The organism is Gordonia alkaliphila (genome assembly GCF_039542465.1).
GTDB classification, from domain to species: Bacteria; Actinomycetota; Actinomycetes; order Mycobacteriales; family Mycobacteriaceae; genus Gordonia; species Gordonia alkaliphila.
Genome location: NZ_BAABIE010000020.1, coordinates 19,270 through 38,855 on the forward strand (window position 1 = coordinate 19,270; position 19,586 = coordinate 38,855).

Here is a 19,586-nt window from a genome sequence, read left to right on the forward strand (position 1 = left end):
GCTTTATGTTTGCTTTGCGGGGTGGGGTCGGTGGCGGCGTTGGGTGGGAGGGGTCGTTGGCTTTTGGGGCCACCAGCTTGCGTTGCCGAGGAGTGTGGCGATGGCTGGTACCACGATGGTGCGGACGATGAAGGTGTCGATGAGAAGGCCTACGCCGATGATGAGTCCGACTTGGGTCATGATGCCGATGGAACCGGCGATGAGGCCGAACATGCTGGCGGCGAAGATGAGGCCTGCTGAGGTGATAACTGAGCCGGTGTTGGTGACGGTGCGGAGCACTCCGACTCGGACGTTGTGATGTGATTCTTCGCGCAATCGTGAGACCAGCAGCATGTTGTAGTCGGCGCCGACGGCTACCAGGACGATGAACGCTAATAGGGGCACAGGCCAAGCGATGTCGGTGTGGAGTATGTGCTGAAAGATCAGGACGCCTATGCCCAATGCTGCGGTGTAGTTGAGTACGACGGTGCCGAGTAGGTAGATGGGTGCGACCAGTGAGCGCAGCAGGATGATCAGGATGATGCCGACGATGGCCAGGGTGGCCAGGGCCAGGAGGCGGAAGTCGTTGGTGAGCAGTCGTTGCAGGTCGGCGTTGATAGCGGGGAAGCCGGCGACGGAGACGGTGGAGTCGGTCAGGGTGGTGTTGGGTTTTGCGTCGTTGGCGACGGTGGCGATGGTGCTGGCCAGGCGCATGGCGTCCGCGCTGTAGGGGTCGAAGCTTGTCTGGACGGCGTAGCGCACGGTGTGTCCGTCCGGGGAGATGAATTGGCGCGCAACGTCGGCGAATTGCTGGTCAGCGAAAGCATCTTTGGGTAAGTAGAAGCCGGTGGCCGAGTCCGAGCCGCGGGTTTCGCGCGCGGTGGTCTGTAGTTGGGCGGCGAGCGTGGCCATGCCGGCGAGTTGTTGAAGGTTGCTGTCGACGAGTGCAGATACGCCTTCGGCGAGTGTTCGCGAGCCGGCGGCGAGTTGGGAGACCCCGGTCTGCAGTTGGGCGAGTTTGGTTGGCAGGTCTTGGGCCCCGATGGTTCCCAGCGTGGTCTCGAGGGTGGCGACGGTGGCGTTGAGTTGGTTGGTGACCGCGGTGAGGGGGGTGTCCATCTGCGCGAGCTGGGTGGACAGTGTCGTGATCTGGGTGAAGAACCCGCTGTCGCGGAGTGCGGCGAGATCGCGGGCTTGTTGGCGCAGGGTGCTGCATTGGGGTAGTTGAGTGCACAGCGCTGAGTTATCCAGTAACGGGAGCACTGAGGTGATTGTGGCTATGGCGGCTGATGACTGTTCGGCCAGGGCTGCTAGCTGAGGGGCGTTCTGCGCGGCTTGGTCGAGTTGGGGTGCGGCGGCGGTCAGTGATTGTAGAAGTGGTTGGTATTGACCTATTTCGGCCCCGATGGTGGTGACTTGGTTAAGAATGCCAGCCAGTGGGGTGAGATTGGTGCGGATCTGTATGTCGAGTTGTTCGAGGCCGTCGGCGAGTTGGTCTGCACCAGAACGCAATTGTTCGAGGTCACCTTTGCGGGCTTGGCCCTCACCCACTGAGCCGGCCACCCGATCGCCGATCTGCCCGTTCTGCCAGGAGAGTTGGGCTTGTTCGAGTTTGGCTCCGGTCGGGCGAGTGACACCGACCACACGGGTGACGCCGGGGATCTGCGCAATCCGAGCTGCCATCTGATCAAGGTCGGCAAGTCCGTTGGTTGTTCTCAGATCGGTGGGCGAATCCACGACGACAAATTCCGCGATGGTGATGTCTTGCGGGAAGTGCCGGTTGAGCAGTGCGTAACCTTCGTTGCTGTCGGTGGTTGTGGGTTGACCGTCTCGGTCGTCGTAGGTGATCTGAATGCCCAGCGCGGTGACGCTCAGGATCGTCAATCCGACGAGGCTGACGGCCAGCAACGGCGCCGGGCGGCGTACGACGAGGACCGCGATGCGGTTCCAGTAGCGCCGCGTGAGGTCTTTGCGCGGGGCACCCCACCCCCATCGCGCAGCCCACAGCAGCACTGGCGGCAACAACGTGACGGTGGCGAGGAATCCGATGAGGATCGCCACTGCGCAGGCGGGGCCGAGGGTGGCGAAGACGCTGAGCTGCCCGAAGACCATGGCTAAGAACGCGAGAGCAACAGTGCTTGCCGACGCAAGGATCACCCGTCCGATGGTGGCGGTGGCATCGATGAGAGCGTCGGACGCGGCGGCGCCTTGGCGCAGCCTTTCGTGGTATCTGCTGATCAGAAAGACCGAATAGTCCACACCGGCGCCGAGCAAGATGACGGTCATGAACGCAACGGTGAATTGCGAGACTGGCATGCCCAGTTCGCCTAACGCAGACATGACTCCGCGGGCTACGGCGAGACTGATACCGATGACCAGAAGCGGTAGCAACGCAGTGAACACCGACCGATAGACGATCAGCAAGATTATGGCGATCAGCACGACGGTGGCGATGGTGATGACCACCAGATCCTTTTCAGCGGTGACGATTTGGTCGCTGAAGGTCGCTGTTGGTCCGGTCACGTGGACTGTCGTGCTGGTGCCGGTAAAGACCTCTGCTGCGGTCTCGCGGATCGATTCCACAGCGTGGGCCGCCGTCGGCCCGCCGAGGCTGCCGCTGACCCCGACGGGCAAGTACCAGGCTTTGCCGTCTTCGCTGAGCGCTTGTCGGGCAGTGATCGGGTCGGCGAGCAGGTCGCGTACGGCCTGCACATCATCGCGGTCGGCGCGGAGCCGGACCACGAGGTCGTCATAGCGTTGGCGGGCGGGCTCGGTGAGTCCGGCCGGATCTTCCATTGCCACGAACACCGTGGTCTTCGCGCCCTTTTCGTCGAACGCCTCGCCCATGCGATCGAGCGCCTGAAACGACGGCACGCCCTTAGGAATTGGGTCCACCGATTGCTGGCGCACAACTGTTTCCAACTGGGGAAACAGCACAGCCAACACCACGGCAACAGCCACCCAGACGCCCGCTACCAGCGCTTTGTGCGACAAGACGAAGCGTCCCACCTGCCCCAGCGACCGGCTGTACTCACCGCGACCGGTCGATCGCCGAAGCTTCACCACTGCTCACGCATCCATCGCTGCGTTGGCATCGCACACCCTTCGACAAATGAATCAATCGGTATCACTACGCTACAGCATGTAGCGAAAGGAATGGATTGTTCGGCGACGCGGGACTATCGGATCAGCGGCGGTGGGCGGCGAGAAAGTCGTCGACAAGCTGTTCGCAGTCCGCGCCACTCATCGAGCGAAGGCCGGACAGCCGCGCGAAGACCAGCGGGCCCACGAGCTGGGTGATGGCCACGCCGGGATCGAACTCGTCGAGTTCCTTCTGGGCGGCGGCGCTCTGCAACACCTGATCGAACGGTTCCCGGTACTGCGCGATGACACGAGCGCGCAGCGGCGCGAGGGTGTTCTGCTGCTCCCCGGGCTCCTCCGGCACCATCGCCAGCCACGCCAAGGCGGTCAATTGCAGTGGCGCCTGCTCGATCAACGCAGCCTGAGCACGGACCAACCGCACCAAACTGTCGCGGATTGGTCCGTGCGCGTCAGGGACGTCGGCGTGGGGCAACAATCGTTCGAACGCCGCAGCCAACAAATCGGTGGTGCCGTCGAAATGCCGGTAAAACGTCGTTCGAGCCACTCGCGACATCCGGGAGACCGCCCCGACCGTGACTGCATTAACCCCGCCGGTCTTCAACAGGGCAGATGCCGCATCAACCAACCGGTTGCGTGAACGAACCAAACGCGGGTCTTTGTCATCCATCACGTCCTTGGACCGAGGACCCGCGTCGCGCCTGGCCGCCATCACCGCACCCACACTCCCATCCCCGAGACTGCTCTCGGGCGCGCCTGGCGATCTTGGTTCGCACGAAGTGCTACTGATAATAGCGAAAGTCGAGGAGTGTCCGCCGGGCTAGTCGTGCAATTCACCTGTTCGACACCCCGACCCGGCAGGAAGGTCGGCGCCACGGTGCCCGCCTCCGGGGTACCTTCGGCGAAGGGTTGGTAGATCAATTCGGGGCTTGGCGGCAGGGCTGGGGTGGGTACTGCTGAAGGGTGTCAAGTGTCGGGTTTGGTAGAGGCTGATCTACTTGGTTTCGGTTAATGAGTGCTCGCGCGCAGTGGCGCGATAGGCCGCCTCGAGCTCGGCGGGCGGGACGTGCCCGATCTCGCCATGGAGGCGACGGTTGTTGAACCAGTCGATGTATTCCGCCGTCGCGATCTCGACGTCGTTGATCGCCGTCCAGGGACCGCGGTTGCGGATCAACTCGGCCTTGTAAAGCGAGTTCAGCGCCTCGGCCATCGCATTGTCATAGCTATCGCCCTTTGACCCGACAGAGGCGACGGCGTCGCATTCGGCGAGACGTTCTGCGTAGCGGATCGCTCGATACTGGACCCCGCGATCGGAGTGATGAATTAGGCCGGTCAGGTCGTCGCCGGCATGCTGGCGCCGCCAAATCCCCATTTTCAGGGCGTCGAGCGCGAGGTCCGTATAGAGCCTTGTAGAGACCTGCCAGCCGACGACAAGACGACTGAACACGTCGGTGACGAACGCGACATAGACCCAGCCGGAGAACGTGTGGACATAGGTTATATCGGCGACCCAGAGCTCGTTCGGACGCGACGCGACGAACTCGCGCCCCACGAGATCCAACGGCCTGCCCGTCTCCGGTGCCGGCTTCGTCGTCCGCGGACCCTTCGCCCGCGAGATCCCACGCAGCCCGGCCTCGCGCATGAGACGCCGGACCGTGGACTCGGCGACTTTCTCGCCCTGCCTGCGCAGCTCGGCGTGGATCTTACGGACTCCATAAACGCCGTAGTTGTCCGAGTGGATCTTCCGGATCAGCTCCAGCAGCTGCCCGTCGCGGACCTCTCTCGCCGAGGGCGACCGAGACTGAGCGGCATAGAACGTCGACGGGGCAATCTGGCCGGGCGTTCCTTCCAAGACCCGGCAGATCGGCTCGACCCCATGCTCGCCACGATGCTCCGCGACGAACCGGACGCGTTCGCTCATCGGGACGGGCGGTCGAGCTCCGCCGCGAAGAAAGCCGACGCCTGCTTCAGGATCGTGTTCGCCCGACGCAACTCCCGAACCTCGCGCTCGAGCTCCGCGATCCGCGCGGACTCCTCAGTCGTGCGGCCCGGACGCAGGCCCTCGTCGGTCTCGGCTTGTTTGACCCAGGTGCGCAGCGCTTCGGGATGGACACCGAGCTGCTCACCCACGCGCTTGTAAGCGCCGGTGCGGGTCTCAGGGTCTTTGCGGGCGTCGATCGCCATGCGCGTTGCCCGCTCTTTGAGCTCGGCGGGGTACTTACGAGGTGCTGCCATGATGGCGGGTCCTTCCGGGTGTTCCTACCCTCCATCAAACCCGACACGATTCACAACGAACAGAGTCTCCGGACACGCCGGGGCGATTCAACACGACAAGTGAGCCGAGCACCAGCAAACCGAAGGCTGGATCGGACGGCCCCAGCATGAACACGCCCACTCAACGTCGCAACCTCGAACATCCCACAGATGGGCTGAGCCCAGTCACAGTGCTACCGGCTACGACGACGATCGGATCCTCTATCGAGAGCACGCCGCCGTTAGAGAGATGGAGCTGGATAGCGTAGCCCGGATCAATCCCGAGGACCGTCGCGCCAGAAATCGGAATCGACTTCACGCTCCATCCCTTCTGAATCTGGAATGAACTGTCTGCGCACTTAACAGACCGCGTGCCGGACCTGTGCCGATTCGGTCGTCGCTTCGACTCAGCCGCGGGCCATGTCGACGAACTTCGAAAGATGCAGCTGGTGTGCGACGGTGATGGTGGCCGTCGGACCGTTACGGTGCTTGCCCACGATGATGTCGGCCTCACCGGCGCGCGGGTCGTCGCGCTCGAAGGCGTCCGGGCGGTGCAGCAGGATCACCATGTCGGCGTCCTGCTCCAGCGAACCCGACTCACGCAGGTCCGAGACCTGCGGGCGCTTGTCGGTGCGCTGCTCCGGTCCACGGTTCAGCTGACTGATCGCGACTACCGGAACTTCGAGTTCCTTGGCCAGCAGCTTGATCGAGCGGGAGAACTCGGAGACTTCCTGCTGACGCGACTCGACCTTCTTGCCCGAGCTCATCAGCTGCATGTAGTCGATCACCACGAGCTTGAGGTCGTGCCGCTGCTTGAGGCGCCGCGCCTTGGCCCGGATCTCCATCATGGTGAGGTTCGGGGAGTCGTCGATGAACAGCGGAGCACTGCTGATCTCGCCCATGCGGCGGGCCAGCCGGCTCCAGTCGTCGTCGCTCATGTTGCCCGACCGCATGTCGCCGAGCTTCACGCGCGCCTCGGCCGAGAGCAGTCGCATGACGATCTCGGTCTTACTCATCTCCAACGAGAACATCGCGGCCGACAGGCCGTGGTGCACCGACGCCGACCGCAGGAAGTCCATGGCGAGCGTCGAATTGTGCGTCGGCACCATGGCCTCACCGGCGAGGTAGAGGTGGTCGGCGTTGTCGACCTGCACGCAGCGCACCGGCACCGAGTCGACGGGCCGGATCGCCACGATCCGCCGGAAGCCGGCCTTGCCGCGCAGTTCCTTGTGGCGCACCGCCTTCTTGTGCACGGTGAACACGTCGTCGTCGGCGGCCATCCGGATCCAGCCGGTGGGTTCGCGCTGGTACACGTAGCCGAGGCCGGCGACGAGGTCGGTGATCACCTCGGACATGCGGCGGGTCACGATCGGAATGGTAATCCAGCCGTCGTCCTCCACGCGGGCGCGCGCGTCGAGCAGGCCCGCCAGGACGGCACGACGCTGTCGGACGGAGCCGCGCAGATACTCGGACGGAATCAGTCCGGCCAGGTCGGCCATCAGCGTCATCACTTCGACGGGGCCCTCGGCCTCGATTCGGACGGCGATCTCCGGATCGTCGTAGGCCATGCCGGCCAGCGCGGCGACGGTGTACGGGCCGTAGGCGAACTCACGCTCGGGCAATTCGAGGGGCGCTGCGTTGCGGATCCCCACATTGCCCACATGTGCGCGCAGTTCGTCGGTGGTGAGCACGCGAGCGTCGTCGTCGAGCTCCACCGGCCACTGGTGGTCGCGATCGGCGACGATCACGGCGCCGTCGGCGAACTCCACCTCGAAGCACGGGCGCGCGGTCATCACCTCGCTGATCGCGACGATGCGGGTCGGCTTGCCGTCGGCACCGATCAGGTGATCGCCGACGGCGACCTTCCCCATCCGGGTCCACCCGGTCGGGGTGGGCAGCGGGGTGTCGAGGGCGAGCGCCTTGCCGACGCCTGGGCGGGCCGCGACGATGATCATCTGGCCCGGGTGCAGGCCGTTGGTCAGCTTGTCGAGATCGGCGAATCCGGTCGGCACACCCAACGACAGGCCGCCGCGCGAGGCGATCGAGTCGAGCTCGTCGAGGGTGGGCTGCATCAGCTCGTCGAGGATCACATAGTCCTCGGAGGCGCTGCGCTCGGTGACGTCGTAGATCTCGGCCTGCGCGCGGTCGACCACCTCGGCGACGTCCTGGCCGTCGGCCCCGGCGAAGCCGTACTGGACGATGCGCGTGCCGGCCTGGACCAGACGGCGCAGCAGGGCCTTCTCGGCGACGATCTCGGCGTAGTAGCCGGCGTTGGCCGCCGTGGGCACCGTGGAGATCAGCGTGTGCAGGTATGGGGCGCCGCCTACCTTGCGCAGTTCGCCTTTGCGGTCGAGTTCGGCGGAGACGGTCACCGCGTCGGCGGGCTCGCCGCGGCCGTACAGCTCCAGGATCGCGTCGTAGACGGCCTGGTGCGCCGGCTTGTAGAAATCGTCGGGCTTGATCCGCTCCAGCACGTCGGCGATCGCGTCCTTGGACAGCAGCATGCCGCCCAACACGGACTGCTCGGCGGCGGTGTCCTGAGGCGGCTGCCGGAGCGTTTCCTCCGGGGTGGCCGGAGGTTGCGAGTCTGACGGTTCGTGTGTGTCGTCAAGCGCCACGCAAAACTCCCCTACTCGACTCTGATCGATGCCCCAACACGGTTACTGCACGGTTAACCGTGTCCCCCGGGAAGATTAGGGCCCGGGTACGACAGGCGGCAAACCGTCCCTGTGGGCAAACCTGTGGACCGTCTGTGGACAACTCCGCGTCTTGCGGGCGGGAATGTGGACAGCCATGTGGAAAGCGCGGTGGATTTGCCCTATATCACACCCATTGCCGCAGGTAAGAACGCTTTTCCACTACCCACAGGCCCTGAATTTCCGCCTCCTCGGCGTGTCGCGTTGCACATCGGCCCGTCAGGTGTAGACATCCCGTTGAGGGTCTCCCTTCTTGCCCGAAGAACGACGTGGCACCCCGCGGCCTGTGGTGGAATGGGCCCGTGCGCGCCCCCATGAGTCCGTCCCGTCCACGTCCCCTGGCAGCACTTCTCGTCCTGCTGACCTTGACATTGGTCGCCGCCGGCCTCCTGGCCGCGCCGCCCGCGGCCGCGGCCCCGCCGCCTCCGGAGTTGCGGTTCGGCTCCTTCGCGCCGGTGAACGCCGCCAAGTACCAGTCGTTGCGCTTCGCCGACGACGGCCGGACGTTCTTCGTCGCCGGGCAGTGGCGTTGCCAGATCGGCCCGCGTCCGGGTTCGGTCGCGTGCCAGGGCCGCCCGGCCACCGCGCCACCGCGCACCAAGGGCGTCGCGATCACCAACGACCTGCAGGGCCCGCTGTGGGTTCCCCCGGGCACCACCTACCGGTTCGGTTCCCAGGCCGGTTTCCGTGCCCCCGTCCTCAAGGTGGGCCAGCGCATCACCGTCGCCGGCACCGTCTGCGCCGTTCCGCGCCGCAACGTGGTCTCCTGCGCCACCAACAACCGCGCCTTCATCCTCAGCCGCGCATGGCACAAGTTCTACTACCCGAAGGGCGACCGTCGGCACAACGCCAACCCCGCCCCGAAGTATCTCCCGCCGCACCTGCGCTGACCGGGAACGGGTCCCACCGACGACGAAGCGCCGGTCCCCCGCGAGGGGAACCGGCGCTTGTCGTGTAGGCGCGGAGCTTTAGTCCGAGACGACGGCGACGTTGACCTTCGCCTCGACCTTCGGGTGCAGCTTCACGGACACCGGGTAGGTGCCCACGGCCTTGATGTGGCCCTTCGGGAAGTCCACGTTCCGCTTCTCGACGGACGGACCGCCAGCCGTGCGGATGGCACCGACGACATCAGCCGCGGTGACCGAACCGAACAGCTTGCCCGAGTCGTGGGTCTTCACGGTCAGCGAGACCGACTCCAGGCCCTCGAGGGCCTGCTTCAGCTCGTTGGCGTGGTCCAGGTCCCGCACGATGCGAGCCTGCTGGGCCCGACGGATGCCCTCGACCTGCTTCTCGGCGCCACGGGTGGCGACGATCGCGAGGCCGCGGGGCAGCAGGAAGTTGCGGCCGTAGCCATCGCGCACCTCAACGGTGTCGCCAGCTTCGCCCAGGTTTTCCACAGCGCTGGTAAGGATCAGCTTCATGTCAGTGATTCCTTTCCCGCTCAGCGACCGGTCGAGGTGAAGGGCAGCAGCGCCACTTCACGTGCGTTCTTCACGGCCACCGCGACGTCACGCTGGTGCTGGACACAGTTGCCGGTCACCCGACGCGAACGGATCTTGCCGCGGTCGGACAGGAAACGACGCAGCTGCGCGGTGTCCTTGTAATCGATCTCGCCGGCCTTCTTGTCCTTGCAGAAGCTGCAGGCCTTGGCCTTGGTGATCTTCTCTACGCGGGGCTTACGCCCCTTTTGCTTTGCCATATGAGTGCTCCGTTGATGCTCCTCGGGCTGGCGAGCCCGGTATCAGAAAGGTGGTTCGTCATCCCCGCTGGCGAAGTTGCCACCGCCGGTGGGCGGTGCGCTTCCCCAGGGGTCATCGGCCTGCTGCGACTGCTGGCGGTTGCCGCCGGACGGGGCGTTGTAGCCGCCGCCCTGGTTGCCGCCGCCGTATCCGCCGCCGCCTTGATTGCCGCGGTCGCCACCGAAGTTGCCTCCGCCACCACCGCCGCGCGGGGTGCGGGTGACCTTCGCGGTGGCGTACCGCAGCGAGGGGCCGATCTCATCCACTTCCAGCTCCACCACGGTGCGCTTCTCCCCTTCACGGGTTTCATACGACCGCTGCTTGAGCTTGCCCTGCACGATCACGCGGGAGCCCTTGGTGAGCGACTCGGTCACGTTCTCCGCGGCGTCGCGCCAGATGCTGCAGCGGAGGAACAGCGCTTCGCCGTCCTTCCACTCATTGGTCTGGCGATCGAAGGTACGCGGAGTGGAGGCCACCGTGAAGTTCGCCACCGGCGCGCCGGACGCGGTGAACCGCAGTTCCGGATCGGCGGTCAGGTTTCCTACAACGGTGATGACCGTGTCAGTCATGGTGTTTCCCCTGAATCGTGTGGATGTCCGCCACATTCGATGGCGGCGGCCGAATGGTTCGAGAACCAGACTAGTGGCCGCCTCCGACGAACGCGGAGGTCATTCACGGACGTGGATGAACAGTGCCGGGTGGGCTACTTGCGCATGACCTTCGTGCGCAGCACCGACTCGTTCAGACCCAGCTGACGATCGAGCTCGCTGACGGTCGCGGGAGACGCGGTGAGTTCGACGACGGCGTAAATGCCTTCGGCGTTCTTCTCGATCTCGTACGCGAGCCGGCGCTTGCCCCAGATGTCGACATTGTCGACGGAGCCGCCTTCGCTGCGGACAACATTGAGGAACGTATCCAGAGATGGGGCGACGGTGCGCTCGTCCAGGCTCGGATCGAGGATGACCATCAATTCGTAGTGACGCATAAGACCACATCACCTCCTATGGGCTATCGGCCGTGGACTTTCCACGACAGGAGGGTCGCCTGCGTCGGCAACCCGTTCAAGATACACGAGTAGCCCGTGACCAGGGAAATCCCGATCACCGCTAGAGTCTTCCCCATGCCTTCTGCTGCTTCGGACCTCGCCGTCCGCCGAGGACTGCTGCACCGCGGCGAGAGCGTCATCATCATGGTGACCTCGCTGCTCTTCACCTTTGCAGCGCTGACCTGGGGTTATCGGGCCAAGCTGGCGTGCGGCGGAGCACCGTTCGACCAGTTCGGGCGCAGCGCGAGGTTCCCGGTGGGCGATCCGAACGCGGTGATTCCCTGCTATTCGGACCTGATGTTCCTGTGGGTCGGTCGTGACATCGACAACCACGTCTTTCCGTACATCCACGGCGGCATCACCGAGCAGGGCCACCTGTTCGGCGGCGTCGTGGAGTACCCGGTGCTGTCCGGACTGCTCATGTGGCTCGGGGCGATCGGGCAGCACACCGACCTCGGCTTCTTCATGCAGACGTCGCTGATCCTGACCCCGTTCGCCCTGGTCATCACGATTCTCCTGGCGTGGATGAGCCGCTGGTGGGTGCTGCTCTGGGCGGCCACCCCGGCGCTGGTGCTGTACGCGTTCCACAACTGGGAACTGCCCGTCGTGTTCACCTCCGTCGCGGCCATCGCCGTGATGGCGTGGGGCGCGAGTGCGAGCCGGAAGACCGGGCAGCGACGGATGAGTCTGCGCACGTCGTCGATCATCGCCTCGGTGCTCCTGGCCATCGGCTTCTCGTTGAAGATCTACCCCGGCATGTTCGTGCTGCCGCTGGCGCTCTATGTCCTCACCCACGGCGAGCTCGGCCGGTCCGCCGCCCGTCGCGCCTACGACTGGGTGGGTGCGGCCTGGGTGGTGGTCGCCGCCGTCGTCACCACGCTGGTGGCGCAGGTGCCGTTCATGATCGCCGGCTACGACGGCTGGAAGGCCGCACTCGACTTCCAGGGCAAGCGCAAGGCCGACATCGACACCAACACCTTCTGGTACTGGGGACTTCGGCCGCTGCTGAACGGAAACATCGACCTCTACAACTCGATCGTCGGCGTCGCGTCGACGCTGCTGATCATCCTCGCCGTGGTGGCCGCGACCTACCTGGCGTGGCGCCAGTACACGATCGACGGCGTCTTCCCCTGGATCGGCGCCAGCTTCGCGCTGCTCGCCGGCTTCATGCTGTTCCACAAGGTCCATTCGCCGCAGTACACCCTGTGGGTGCTGCCGTTCTTCGTGCTGCTGCGCGTGCCGTGGCCGGCCATCGCCGTCTACCTGGTGACCGACGTGACCTTGGATCTGTCGATCTTCCGGATGTTCGGTTACCTGGCGACCAACCGGCCGACGCCCTGGTACATCGACGCCGGCGTCCAGCTGGGCGTGTGGTGCCACGCGATCCTGCTCGCCTACTTCCTGGTGACTGCCGCACGCATGCAGGTGCGCGAGCCGTTGGCGTCGTTCATGCGGACCGCCCTGCCGCCGCGGCCGCCGCTCACCCGCCTGGCCGACGCCGACAGCGCCGCCGCCTGGCATTGGCTGGGCACCCCGGTCCTGACCCGCGCCGGCGTCACACTCCGTCCGCTGACCGTGACCGACGCGCCCGCGTTGGCAGCCATCGGCGGCGCCGAGCCCGAGCTGGGCCGCTACGTTCCGGCGGTGCCGACCGATACCGAGGCCGCGCTGGAGTGGATCCGCGCCGCCCACGACGATCGACGACGCCTGCCCTTCGCGGTGATCGACGACGCCACCGGCGACCTGATCGGCACCACCAGCTACTACGACGTCGACGAGCCGAATCTGGCGGTGACCATCGGCTACACATACTACGCCTCACGTGTCCACGGCACCGTGGTGAACCCAGCCGCCAAGCTCATGCTGCTCGACTACGCCTTCACCCAGGCCGGCGCGGTCCGCGTCGTCTGGCACACGCACGAGGACAACGCGCACTCACGGGCCGCGGTCACCAAGCTCGGCGCGACGTTCGAGGGACTGCTGCGCAAGCACCGTCGTTTCGGCGACGGGTGGCGCACCACCGCGCAGTTCTCGATGACGGTCGACGACTGGACGCAGGCGCGCGCCGACCTGGTGGACCGCGTCGATCAGCTGGTCGCGCCCGCGTAGGGCGCGGCCGGCACCGGCGGGGCCGGGGGACTGGGTTGCGGCGTCCGAGCCAGCAGGTCCCGCACCACCACCGCACAGAGAATCAACACCGCGATCGCGCGGATCACGACGGCCACCGAGAACCAGTCCTCATTGAGCCACTTGCGCTCGGGGTCGAGGAACAGGCCCATCCGCGGCACCCACACCAGTGCGTCGATCACCATCACGGCCACCAGCAGCCGGATGTACGGGACCGCCAGCACCGCCAACGGCACCAGCCACAGCGACGACTGCGGGTGCCACGTGGTGCCCACCAGCAGATAGCCGGCGACCAAGAGGAACATCAGCTGCGCGAGGGTCGGCGTCACCTCGGCGCGCAGCGCGAGATACGCGACGGCCGCGATCACGGCGGCGAGCAGCGTCAGGCTCAGCACGTTGAGCAGCGTGGCCGACGGCGCCCACCCGGTCAGCCGCATCACCTGGTGGTAGAGGCTGTCCGGCTCGACGCCCCGTTGCCACCAGGTGCGGTAGAACTCGCCCCAGCCGCGCGGATAACTCACCATGACCGGCAGGTTCACCGCCAGCCAGGCGATACCTCCGCAGGTGAGGAAGGCCCAGAAGTCCTGCATGCGACGGTCGCGGACGCAGATCACCGCGAGCGCCGGTAGCAGCAGCAGCGGATACAGCGCGGCGGCCGCGGCCAGCCCGCCGAAGACGCCGGCCAGGAGCACCCGTTCGCGGGACCAGCACAGCAGGGCCAGGGCCACCAGCGCCACCGGGATCACGTCGAACGCGGTGAAGGCGTGGACCAGCACCAGCGGCGACAGGGCCACGAGCGCGCCGCGCCAGAGCCGTCGGCGATCGGTCTTCATGGTCGCCCACACCGCGAGCAGCCAGAACAGGGTGATCAGCAACGCCGCGATGTTGAAGAACGTCACCACGTCGAGTTGCTTCGGGATGGCCGTGCCGTCGACCAGCGCCTGCCATCCCTGCGTCGCCTTGGCGGCCACGTACATGGTGAGCCCGATCAGCACCGGCTGATCGGTGTAGCGCTTGGTGCCGGTCGACGCGGCATCGTCGTACCAGTAGGTGCGGTAGGGCATGGTGCCCTGCTGCAGGTCCCGCGGCGTGAGCCGCTGTGCGGCGTACGTCGCGACGATGTCGGTGTAGCAGAGGCTGTAGTACTGGCGTTGGTTGTCCCAGTTCAGCCGCATCTCCCCGGTGGCGTCCTCGCCGGGCGCGGCGGGCACCGGCGACTGCTGCAGGCAGCCGGCCTTGCCCGTCCACGACACCGCCAGCACCACCAGTGCCATCAGCAGGACCGCGCGCACCGGCGTCCAGAAGCGGCTGCGACCGACGGCCGCGTGCAGTCCGACGGGGCCGCCGATCACTCCGCTCGCCGCAGCCACCTGCGCGTTGCTGCGACTGGGCAGCTCGCGGTCGGTGTCGATGCGCGGGTCAGCGTCCAGCGGAGCCGGCGATTCCCACTCCCTGCCGTCGTTCACGGCGAGGTCAGGCCGCCGGGACCTGGCTGTTCGCCGGGGGCTCCGAGGTCGGCGGCGGCGTCACTTCCGTCGTCGTATTGCCCGGATTGCGGCCGGGACTACGCGTGGTGGTCGGCGGTTCGTCGTCGCCGCCGTTACCGCCGGTACCGCCGTTACCCCACGGAATGGTCCAGCCCGGGGCGACGGTCACGTTGCCGTCCTCACCCTGGCCCGGCAGTCGCGGCCGCGTCGGACGGGTCGAGCGTTCGCTCGGAGTGGTGTAGGTGACCGGCGGCGGTTCGTACGGCAGACCGGCCTGACCGCCGACCGCTTCCGGCTCCGGGAAGCTCTCGATCGGCTCACCGGCCAGCGCCTGGTCCATCGCCGCCTTCCAGATCTGCGCGGGCAGCCCGGAACCGTAGATCGACGCACCGGAGTAGTTGCGCAGCGGCTTGTCACCGGAGGCGGTACCCACCCAGACGGCCGTGGACAGCTGCGGGGTGTACCCGACCATCCACGAGTAGCGGTTGTACCCGGTGTTGCCCAGCTGAGCGGTACCGGTCTTGGCGGCCGACGGGCGCGAACCCAGCGACGAGTCGTAGAGCGCGTTGCCGTTGGAGTACGCGGCGATCGGCTCCATCGCCGCCGTCACGTTGTCGGCCACCTTCGCCGGGAAGACACGCTTGCCCGGGTCCGGCTTGCGGTCGAAGAGGACGGTGCCGGTGGAGGTCTCGACCTTCTGCACAAAGAACGGCGCCCGATAGATGCCCGACGCGGCGAGCGTGGCGTACGACGACGCCATGTCCAGCACAGTGGAGTCGTACTGACCGAGCACCACGCCGCCCTCGGCGCGACCATTGGCGTTGACCAGGGTCGGCTTGCCGTTGAGCGTCTTGGAGATGCCTGCGCGATGGGCCACGTCGACGATGTCGTCGGCACCGTTGTTCAGGTCCATCATCAGGCGGTAGAAGACGGTGTTGAGCGACATCTTGGTGGCGGTGGCCAGGTTGCAGGTGCCGCACGATTCGCCGTCGGAGTTCTCCACCGTGAGGCCGGTGCCCGTCGAGTAGGGCGCCGACGAGTAGCGCTGTGACAGCGGAATGTCCTGTTCCAGCGCGGCGATCAGGGCGAACACCTTGAACACCGATCCAGTCTGCAGTCCGGTCGACGCGTAATCCCAGCCGACGCCGTCCCAGCCGCCGAAGTAGCCCCGGATGCCACCGGTCTGCGGGTCCACCGACACCGATGCGGTGCGCAGATCCTTGGGCTCCCCGGTGAGCTTCTCCTTGGCGGCATCCTCCAGGGCGTTCTGCACCGTCGGATCGATCGCCGTGGTGATCTTGAGTCCCTCGGTGCGCACGTCCTGTTCGGTGATGTCGAGCGATTCCAGCTCGGCCAGCACCTGACGCTTGATCAGTCCCTCCGGGCCGCTCGCGGAGTCGTCGGCGACCGGTTTCGGCACGATGACCTTGGGGAACTTCTGCTCGTCCCGGTCCGCTTGGGTCAGCGTGTCGGTGATGACCATGCCGTCGAGCACGAAGTTCCAACGCGCTTCCGCGAGCTCCTGATCGACGGCCGGGTCGTACACCGACGGCGAACGGATCACCGCGGCCAGCAGTGCCGACTGCGCCACGTCGAGCTTGCTGACGTCCTTGTTGAAGTAGGCCTTCGACGCCGCGGCCACGCCGTACGCGCCGCGACCGAAATAGATGGTGTTCAGGTAGGCGGTCATGATGTCTTCTTTGGACCACTTGCGCGACATCTTGGTGGAGATCGCGAGTTCCTTGAACTTGCGCTTGTACGAGATCTCGTCACCCACCAGCGCGTTCTTCACGTACTGCTGGGTGATGGTGGAGCCGCCGCCGGCGCCAGCGTTGCCGGTGATCTTGCCGAGCGCTGCGCGCGAGAAGCCGCGGATGGAGAAGCCGGAGTTGGAGTCGAAATCGCGGTCCTCGGTGGCCTTCACCGCGTCGACCAGCGACGCGGGGATCTGGTCGTACTTGACGTCGGTACGGTTGCCCTCCGGCGGAACGACGCGGGCGATCACACCGCCCTTGCTGTCCAGGATGGTCGCGACCTGGTTCTGCTTGATGTCACCGGGTCCGGGGACGTCGACCACCAGGTACGTCACCAGGAAGGCCAAGACGCCGACGATCGCCACCACGGGGACCACGGCGGCCCCCAAGCCGAGCACCCACGCGAGGATCCGTGCACCGCCGGACCGCCGAGTCCCGTTCGGACTCCCGGCCTGCTTCTTCTCGCTGCTCATACTCACTCACTTCTCCGCAATTTCGGCGCGCTCGGGTCGAAAGCTTCTCTCACCACTGTGACGGCACACCGGGCTCGGTGCCAACTGTCCTATTCGGCGGCTCGCCGGGCCGGCGGCGCCGACGAAGTCAGTCCGACAACGTACGAGCGGACCGGATGGTTCCAGCGACATGTGCGACAGACCTCGACGACGTTCACCGCGAACTCGGGCATCCGAGCGGCCAGGCGCACGATCTCCGCGGGCGTGCGCGCGGAGCCCGACAGGTGCCCCAACGACGACCCCGACAGCAGCGAAACCAGCGTGACCTGCTCTTTTCGGCAGATCGGGCAGGCCGATTCGGTGGGCACACCATGGAACTGCGCGGCGCGCAGCAGCTGGGAGCCTGCGTCGCAGACCTCGTCCAGAGCGACTCGGGACGCGCGTACGTCGGCCAGCTTGGAACGCTTGGCCAGCGCATAGTTCACGACCCGTCGGTGCACGACTCCCAGCCTAGACCCGCGCCGTGGAGCCCCTGCGTGTGATGCAGATCAAGCGCCGAACCTACCGCAGAGTTGCAGAGAAGTTATATCGGTGCGATACATTTGTCGCTACATCAGGACGTTGTAACGCGTCGACCGGACATCGAGGGAGAGGAGCGGTGCGTCCATGCTTGAACTGGCCATCCTCGGACTCCTGCTCGAATCCCCGATGCACGGCTACGAACTGCGCAAGCGGCTCACCGGTCTCCTCGGCGCGTTCCGCGCCTTCTCGTACGGCTCGCTCTACCCGACGCTGCGCCGCATGCAGGACGACAGCCTGATCGTCGAGGACGACACTCCCGGCGCCGTCGGCGTCAAGGTGCGCCGCGGCCGTCGCGTCTACCGACTGACTCCGCAGGGCGAGACCCGCTTCGCCGAGTTGGTCGCCGACACCGGCCCGCAGACCTACACCGACGACGGCTTCGGCGTGCACCTGGCGTTCTTCAGCCGCACCCCCGCGATGGCGCGCATGCGCATCCTCGAAGGTCGACGCCGCCAGGTGGAGGAACGACGCGAAGGCCTGCGCGAGCTGCTCAGCCGCGCCGGCATCGGCTCGGACCACTACACCCGCCAGATGCATGAGCTCAGCTTGGAGACCTCCGAGCGCGAAGTGCAGTGGCTCAACAGGCTGATCGCCGACGAGGCATCCGGCTCAGCCCCCACAGAACTCCCCACCTCCGGCCCAGCCGGGCGTGGTGAAGAAGGAAAGAACTCGGCGGCACCGCATTCCGCCGTTCCGCCGCAACAAGAAGGAGAACCCGACCATGGGTGACACCAATACAGTGCGCGTGGCCATCGTCGGCGTGGGCAACTGCGCCGCTTCCCTGGTCCAAGGCGTTCAGTACTACAAAGACGCCGACGAGAATTCGACCGTCCCCGGCCTGATGCACGTGAAGTTCGGTCAGTACCACGTGCGCGACGTCGAGTTCGTCGCCGCGTTCGACGTCGACGCCAAGAAGGTCGGCTTCGACCTGTCCGAGGCGATCGGCAACAGCGAGAACAACACCATCAAGATCGCCGACGTGCCGCCGATGAATGTTCCGGTGCAGCGCGGCCACACCCTCGACGGGCTCGGCAAGTACTACCGCGAGACCATCACCGAGGCCGACGGCGACGGTGTGGACGTGGTCCAGGCGCTGAAGAACGCCGAGGTCGACGTGCTGGTGAGCTACCTGCCGGTGGGCTCCGAGCAGGCTGACAAGTTCTACGCCCAGTGCGCCATCGACGCGGGCGTCGCCTTCGTCAACGCCCTCCCGGTGTTCATCGCTTCGGACCCCGAGTGGGCCCAGAAGTTCATCGACGCCGGTGTCCCGATCGTCGGCGACGACATCAAGAGCCAGGTCGGCGCCACCATCACCCACCGCGTGATGGCGAAGCTGTTCGAGGATCGCGGCGTGGAGCTGGACCGTACGTACCAGCTGAACGTCGGCGGCAACATGGACTTCAAGAACATGCTCGAGCGTGAGCGCCTGGAGTCCAAGAAGGTCTCCAAGACCCAGGCCGTCACCTCCATCCTGGAAGGCCCGCTGGCCGGCAAGGTGTACGACAAGAACGTGCACATCGGCCCGTCGGACTACGTCCAGTGGCTCGACGACCGCAAGTGGGCGTACGTCCGCCTCGAGGGTCGCGCCTTCGGTGACGTTCCGCTGAACCTGGAGTACAAGCTCGAGGTCTGGGACTCCCCGAACTCGGCCGGCATCATCATCGACGCCGTGCGCGCGGCGAAGATCGCCAAGGACCGCGGCCTCGGCGGCCCGATCCTGCCGGCCTCGGCCTACCTGATGAAGAGCCCGCCGGTCCAGATCCCCGACGATCAGGCCCGCACCCAGCTCGAAGCCTTCATCATCGGCGCCGAGTAGTCTTCTCGGCTCCGCGAGCACAAATAACGCCCGTCCCGGACTCTTCCCGGGACGGGCGTTTTTGCATCGCCAGGGACGGAGCAACTGACATCGTTCACTCCGAGGCACCCGTGCCGTCTTACATCTGCGCGAGCGCCCGTCGGACTCGCTGCAGTTCGTCTCGGAGGTCATCCTCCAGCGGCCGCGCCTTGTCCAGGTCAACCAGCAGTGACTGCAGCTCCTTCAGAAGGTCGCCATACCAGGAAGGCATTGATTCCCCCCTCTCCCCGCCTAGGTATTCGCGGAGGAGCCGATCAATAGCCAGGTCACAGCGCACCCATGCCAGCGCCGATTGATAATCGCGCAGCACACCGAATACCGAATCACGAAGTTGACGCTCTTCCATTCGCAGTTCCAAAGCACTCGAGTCCCCCGCGACTTCTAAGAGGTCTGTCAAGCCCCGGGTTTCTTGGAGACTGATTTAGTTGGTTTCCTTGGTTGCCAGAGCCGAGTTGGCCTGGACGTGTGATCGGCCTGCAGTGGCCGTGTCAGGCGGCGTTCTTGTCGTCGGCTGCTTG

At 66.0% G+C, this 19,586-nt stretch carries 16 protein-coding genes and 1 other annotated feature; of the genes, 4 read left to right on the forward strand and 12 right to left on the reverse strand.

The features are described from left to right. Nucleotides 1–3: 3 nt before the first annotated feature. From ABD989_RS16560 to dnaB, 4 genes are all read right to left on the reverse strand, one after another. Nucleotides 4–3,045 (reverse strand): MMPL/RND family transporter, encoded by a 3,042-nt coding sequence (locus ABD989_RS16560; RefSeq protein WP_345314321.1) that lies wholly within the window; start codon nucleotides 3,043–3,045, stop codon nucleotides 4–6. A 121-nt stretch (nucleotides 3,046–3,166) separates the two neighbouring features. Then, nucleotides 3,167–3,790 (reverse strand): TetR/AcrR family transcriptional regulator, encoded by a 624-nt coding sequence (locus ABD989_RS16565; RefSeq protein ID WP_246996862.1) that lies wholly within the window; start codon nucleotides 3,788–3,790, stop codon nucleotides 3,167–3,169. Between the two features lie 282 nt (nucleotides 3,791–4,072). Beyond that, nucleotides 4,073–5,313, reverse strand: a protein-coding gene (locus ABD989_RS16570; RefSeq protein WP_246991597.1) for an IS3 family transposase whose coding sequence is annotated in 2 segments (ribosomal slippage) — nucleotides 4,073–5,034 and nucleotides 5,034–5,313 — 1,242 coding nt in all. Because the reading frame shifts where the segments join, the coding sequence is not laid out codon by codon here. Then, nucleotides 4,901–5,035 (reverse strand) — a sequence feature (AL1L pseudoknot). Its footprint overlaps the gene before it by 135 nt. Before the next feature lie 425 nt (nucleotides 5,314–5,738). Next, entirely contained in the window at nucleotides 5,739–7,949 is a 2,211-nt protein-coding gene (dnaB, locus tag ABD989_RS16575; protein WP_345314322.1) for a replicative DNA helicase, read from the reverse strand. Between the two features lie 380 nt (nucleotides 7,950–8,329). Between dnaB and ABD989_RS16580 the strand changes: the two genes are divergently transcribed. Beyond that, nucleotides 8,330–8,917, forward strand: coding sequence for a hypothetical protein (locus ABD989_RS16580; RefSeq protein WP_345314323.1), 588 nt, complete (start codon nucleotides 8,330–8,332; stop codon nucleotides 8,915–8,917). A 78-nt stretch (nucleotides 8,918–8,995) separates the two neighbouring features. Here ABD989_RS16580 and rplI read toward each other — a convergent pair whose 3' ends face one another. From rplI to rpsF, 4 genes are all read right to left on the reverse strand, one after another. Continuing rightward, entirely contained in the window at nucleotides 8,996–9,448 is a 453-nt protein-coding gene (rplI, locus tag ABD989_RS16585) for a 50S ribosomal protein L9 (RefSeq protein ID WP_246992980.1), read from the reverse strand. Nucleotides 9,449–9,468: 20 nt separating this feature from the next. Further along, nucleotides 9,469–9,726, reverse strand: coding sequence for a 30S ribosomal protein S18 (gene rpsR / locus ABD989_RS16590; protein WP_246992982.1), 258 nt, complete (start codon nucleotides 9,724–9,726; stop codon nucleotides 9,469–9,471). A gap of 42 nt (nucleotides 9,727–9,768) precedes the next feature. Then, nucleotides 9,769–10,335 (reverse strand): single-stranded DNA-binding protein, encoded by a 567-nt coding sequence (locus ABD989_RS16595; RefSeq protein ID WP_246992985.1) that lies wholly within the window; start codon nucleotides 10,333–10,335, stop codon nucleotides 9,769–9,771. A gap of 134 nt (nucleotides 10,336–10,469) precedes the next feature. Then, nucleotides 10,470–10,751, reverse strand: coding sequence for a 30S ribosomal protein S6 (gene rpsF / locus ABD989_RS16600; RefSeq protein ID WP_246992987.1), 282 nt, complete (start codon nucleotides 10,749–10,751; stop codon nucleotides 10,470–10,472). Nucleotides 10,752–10,886: 135 nt separating this feature from the next. On the opposite strand from rpsF, the gene ABD989_RS16605 reads away from it, so the two are divergent. Next, nucleotides 10,887–12,920, forward strand: coding sequence for a GNAT family N-acetyltransferase (locus tag ABD989_RS16605; protein ID WP_345314324.1), 2,034 nt, complete (start codon nucleotides 10,887–10,889; stop codon nucleotides 12,918–12,920). Here the strand turns inward: ABD989_RS16605 and ABD989_RS16610 are convergent. The 3 genes from ABD989_RS16610 to ABD989_RS16620 all read right to left on the reverse strand — a co-directional run bounded on the left by ABD989_RS16610 (nucleotide 12,899) and on the right by ABD989_RS16620 (nucleotide 17,131). Next, on the reverse strand, nucleotides 12,899–14,404 hold the full coding sequence (locus tag ABD989_RS16610) for a glycosyltransferase family 87 protein (RefSeq protein WP_345314325.1): 1,506 nt from the start codon (nucleotides 14,402–14,404) through the stop codon (nucleotides 12,899–12,901). The two genes, ABD989_RS16605 and ABD989_RS16610, sit on opposite strands and share 22 nt — an antisense overlap. 7 nt (nucleotides 14,405–14,411) lie before the next feature. Continuing rightward, entirely contained in the window at nucleotides 14,412–16,652 is a 2,241-nt protein-coding gene (locus ABD989_RS16615; RefSeq protein WP_345314326.1) for a transglycosylase domain-containing protein, read from the reverse strand. An 89-nt stretch (nucleotides 16,653–16,741) separates the two neighbouring features. Next, nucleotides 16,742–17,131, reverse strand: a complete 390-nt coding sequence (locus ABD989_RS16620) for a DUF5318 family protein (RefSeq protein WP_372493132.1) — start codon at nucleotides 17,129–17,131, stop codon at nucleotides 16,742–16,744. Nucleotides 17,132–17,297: 166 nt separating this feature from the next. Between ABD989_RS16620 and ABD989_RS16625 the strand changes: the two genes are divergently transcribed. Both ABD989_RS16625 and ABD989_RS16630 read left to right on the forward strand, forming a co-directional pair. After that, nucleotides 17,298–17,942, forward strand: coding sequence for a PadR family transcriptional regulator (locus tag ABD989_RS16625; protein ID WP_246992994.1), 645 nt, complete (start codon nucleotides 17,298–17,300; stop codon nucleotides 17,940–17,942). Then, a complete protein-coding gene (locus ABD989_RS16630) occupies nucleotides 17,935–19,029 on the forward strand; it encodes an inositol-3-phosphate synthase (RefSeq protein ID WP_345314327.1) in 1,095 nt (364 codons plus the stop codon). The genes ABD989_RS16625 and ABD989_RS16630 overlap by 8 nt, the downstream gene beginning before the upstream one ends. 118 nt (nucleotides 19,030–19,147) lie before the next feature. On the opposite strand, the gene ABD989_RS16635 is transcribed toward ABD989_RS16630, so the two are convergent. Beyond that, nucleotides 19,148–19,414, reverse strand: coding sequence for a hypothetical protein (locus ABD989_RS16635; RefSeq protein WP_345314328.1), 267 nt, complete (start codon nucleotides 19,412–19,414; stop codon nucleotides 19,148–19,150). Between the last annotated feature and the right edge of the window lie 172 nt (nucleotides 19,415–19,586).

What these genes read in the sequence shown, in the direction of transcription:
- rpsR (WP_246992982.1), bottom strand. Translation starts at nt 9,726, where the DNA reads ATGGCAAAGCAAAAGGGGCGTAAGCCCCGCGTAGAGAAGATCACCAAG.
- rplI (WP_246992980.1), bottom strand. Translation starts at nt 9,448, where the DNA reads ATGAAGCTGATCCTTACCAGCGCTGTGGAAAACCTGGGCGAAGCTGGC.
- ABD989_RS16635 (WP_345314328.1), bottom strand. Translation starts at nt 19,414, where the DNA reads ATGGAAGAGCGTCAACTTCGTGATTCGGTATTCGGTGTGCTGCGCGAT.
- rpsF (WP_246992987.1), bottom strand. Translation starts at nt 10,751, where the DNA reads ATGCGTCACTACGAATTGATGGTCATCCTCGATCCGAGCCTGGACGAG.
- ABD989_RS16595 (WP_246992985.1), bottom strand. Translation starts at nt 10,335, where the DNA reads ATGACTGACACGGTCATCACCGTTGTAGGAAACCTGACCGCCGATCCG.
- ABD989_RS16565 (WP_246996862.1), bottom strand. Translation starts at nt 3,790, where the DNA reads ATGGCGGCCAGGCGCGACGCGGGTCCTCGGTCCAAGGACGTGATGGAT.
- ABD989_RS16625 (WP_246992994.1), top strand. Translation starts at nt 17,298, where the DNA reads ATGCTTGAACTGGCCATCCTCGGACTCCTGCTCGAATCCCCGATGCAC.
- ABD989_RS16615 (WP_345314326.1), bottom strand. Translation starts at nt 16,652, where the DNA reads ATGAGCAGCGAGAAGAAGCAGGCCGGGAGTCCGAACGGGACTCGGCGG.
- ABD989_RS16605 (WP_345314324.1), top strand. Translation starts at nt 10,887, where the DNA reads ATGCCTTCTGCTGCTTCGGACCTCGCCGTCCGCCGAGGACTGCTGCAC.
- ABD989_RS16630 (WP_345314327.1), top strand. Translation starts at nt 17,935, where the DNA reads ATGGGTGACACCAATACAGTGCGCGTGGCCATCGTCGGCGTGGGCAAC.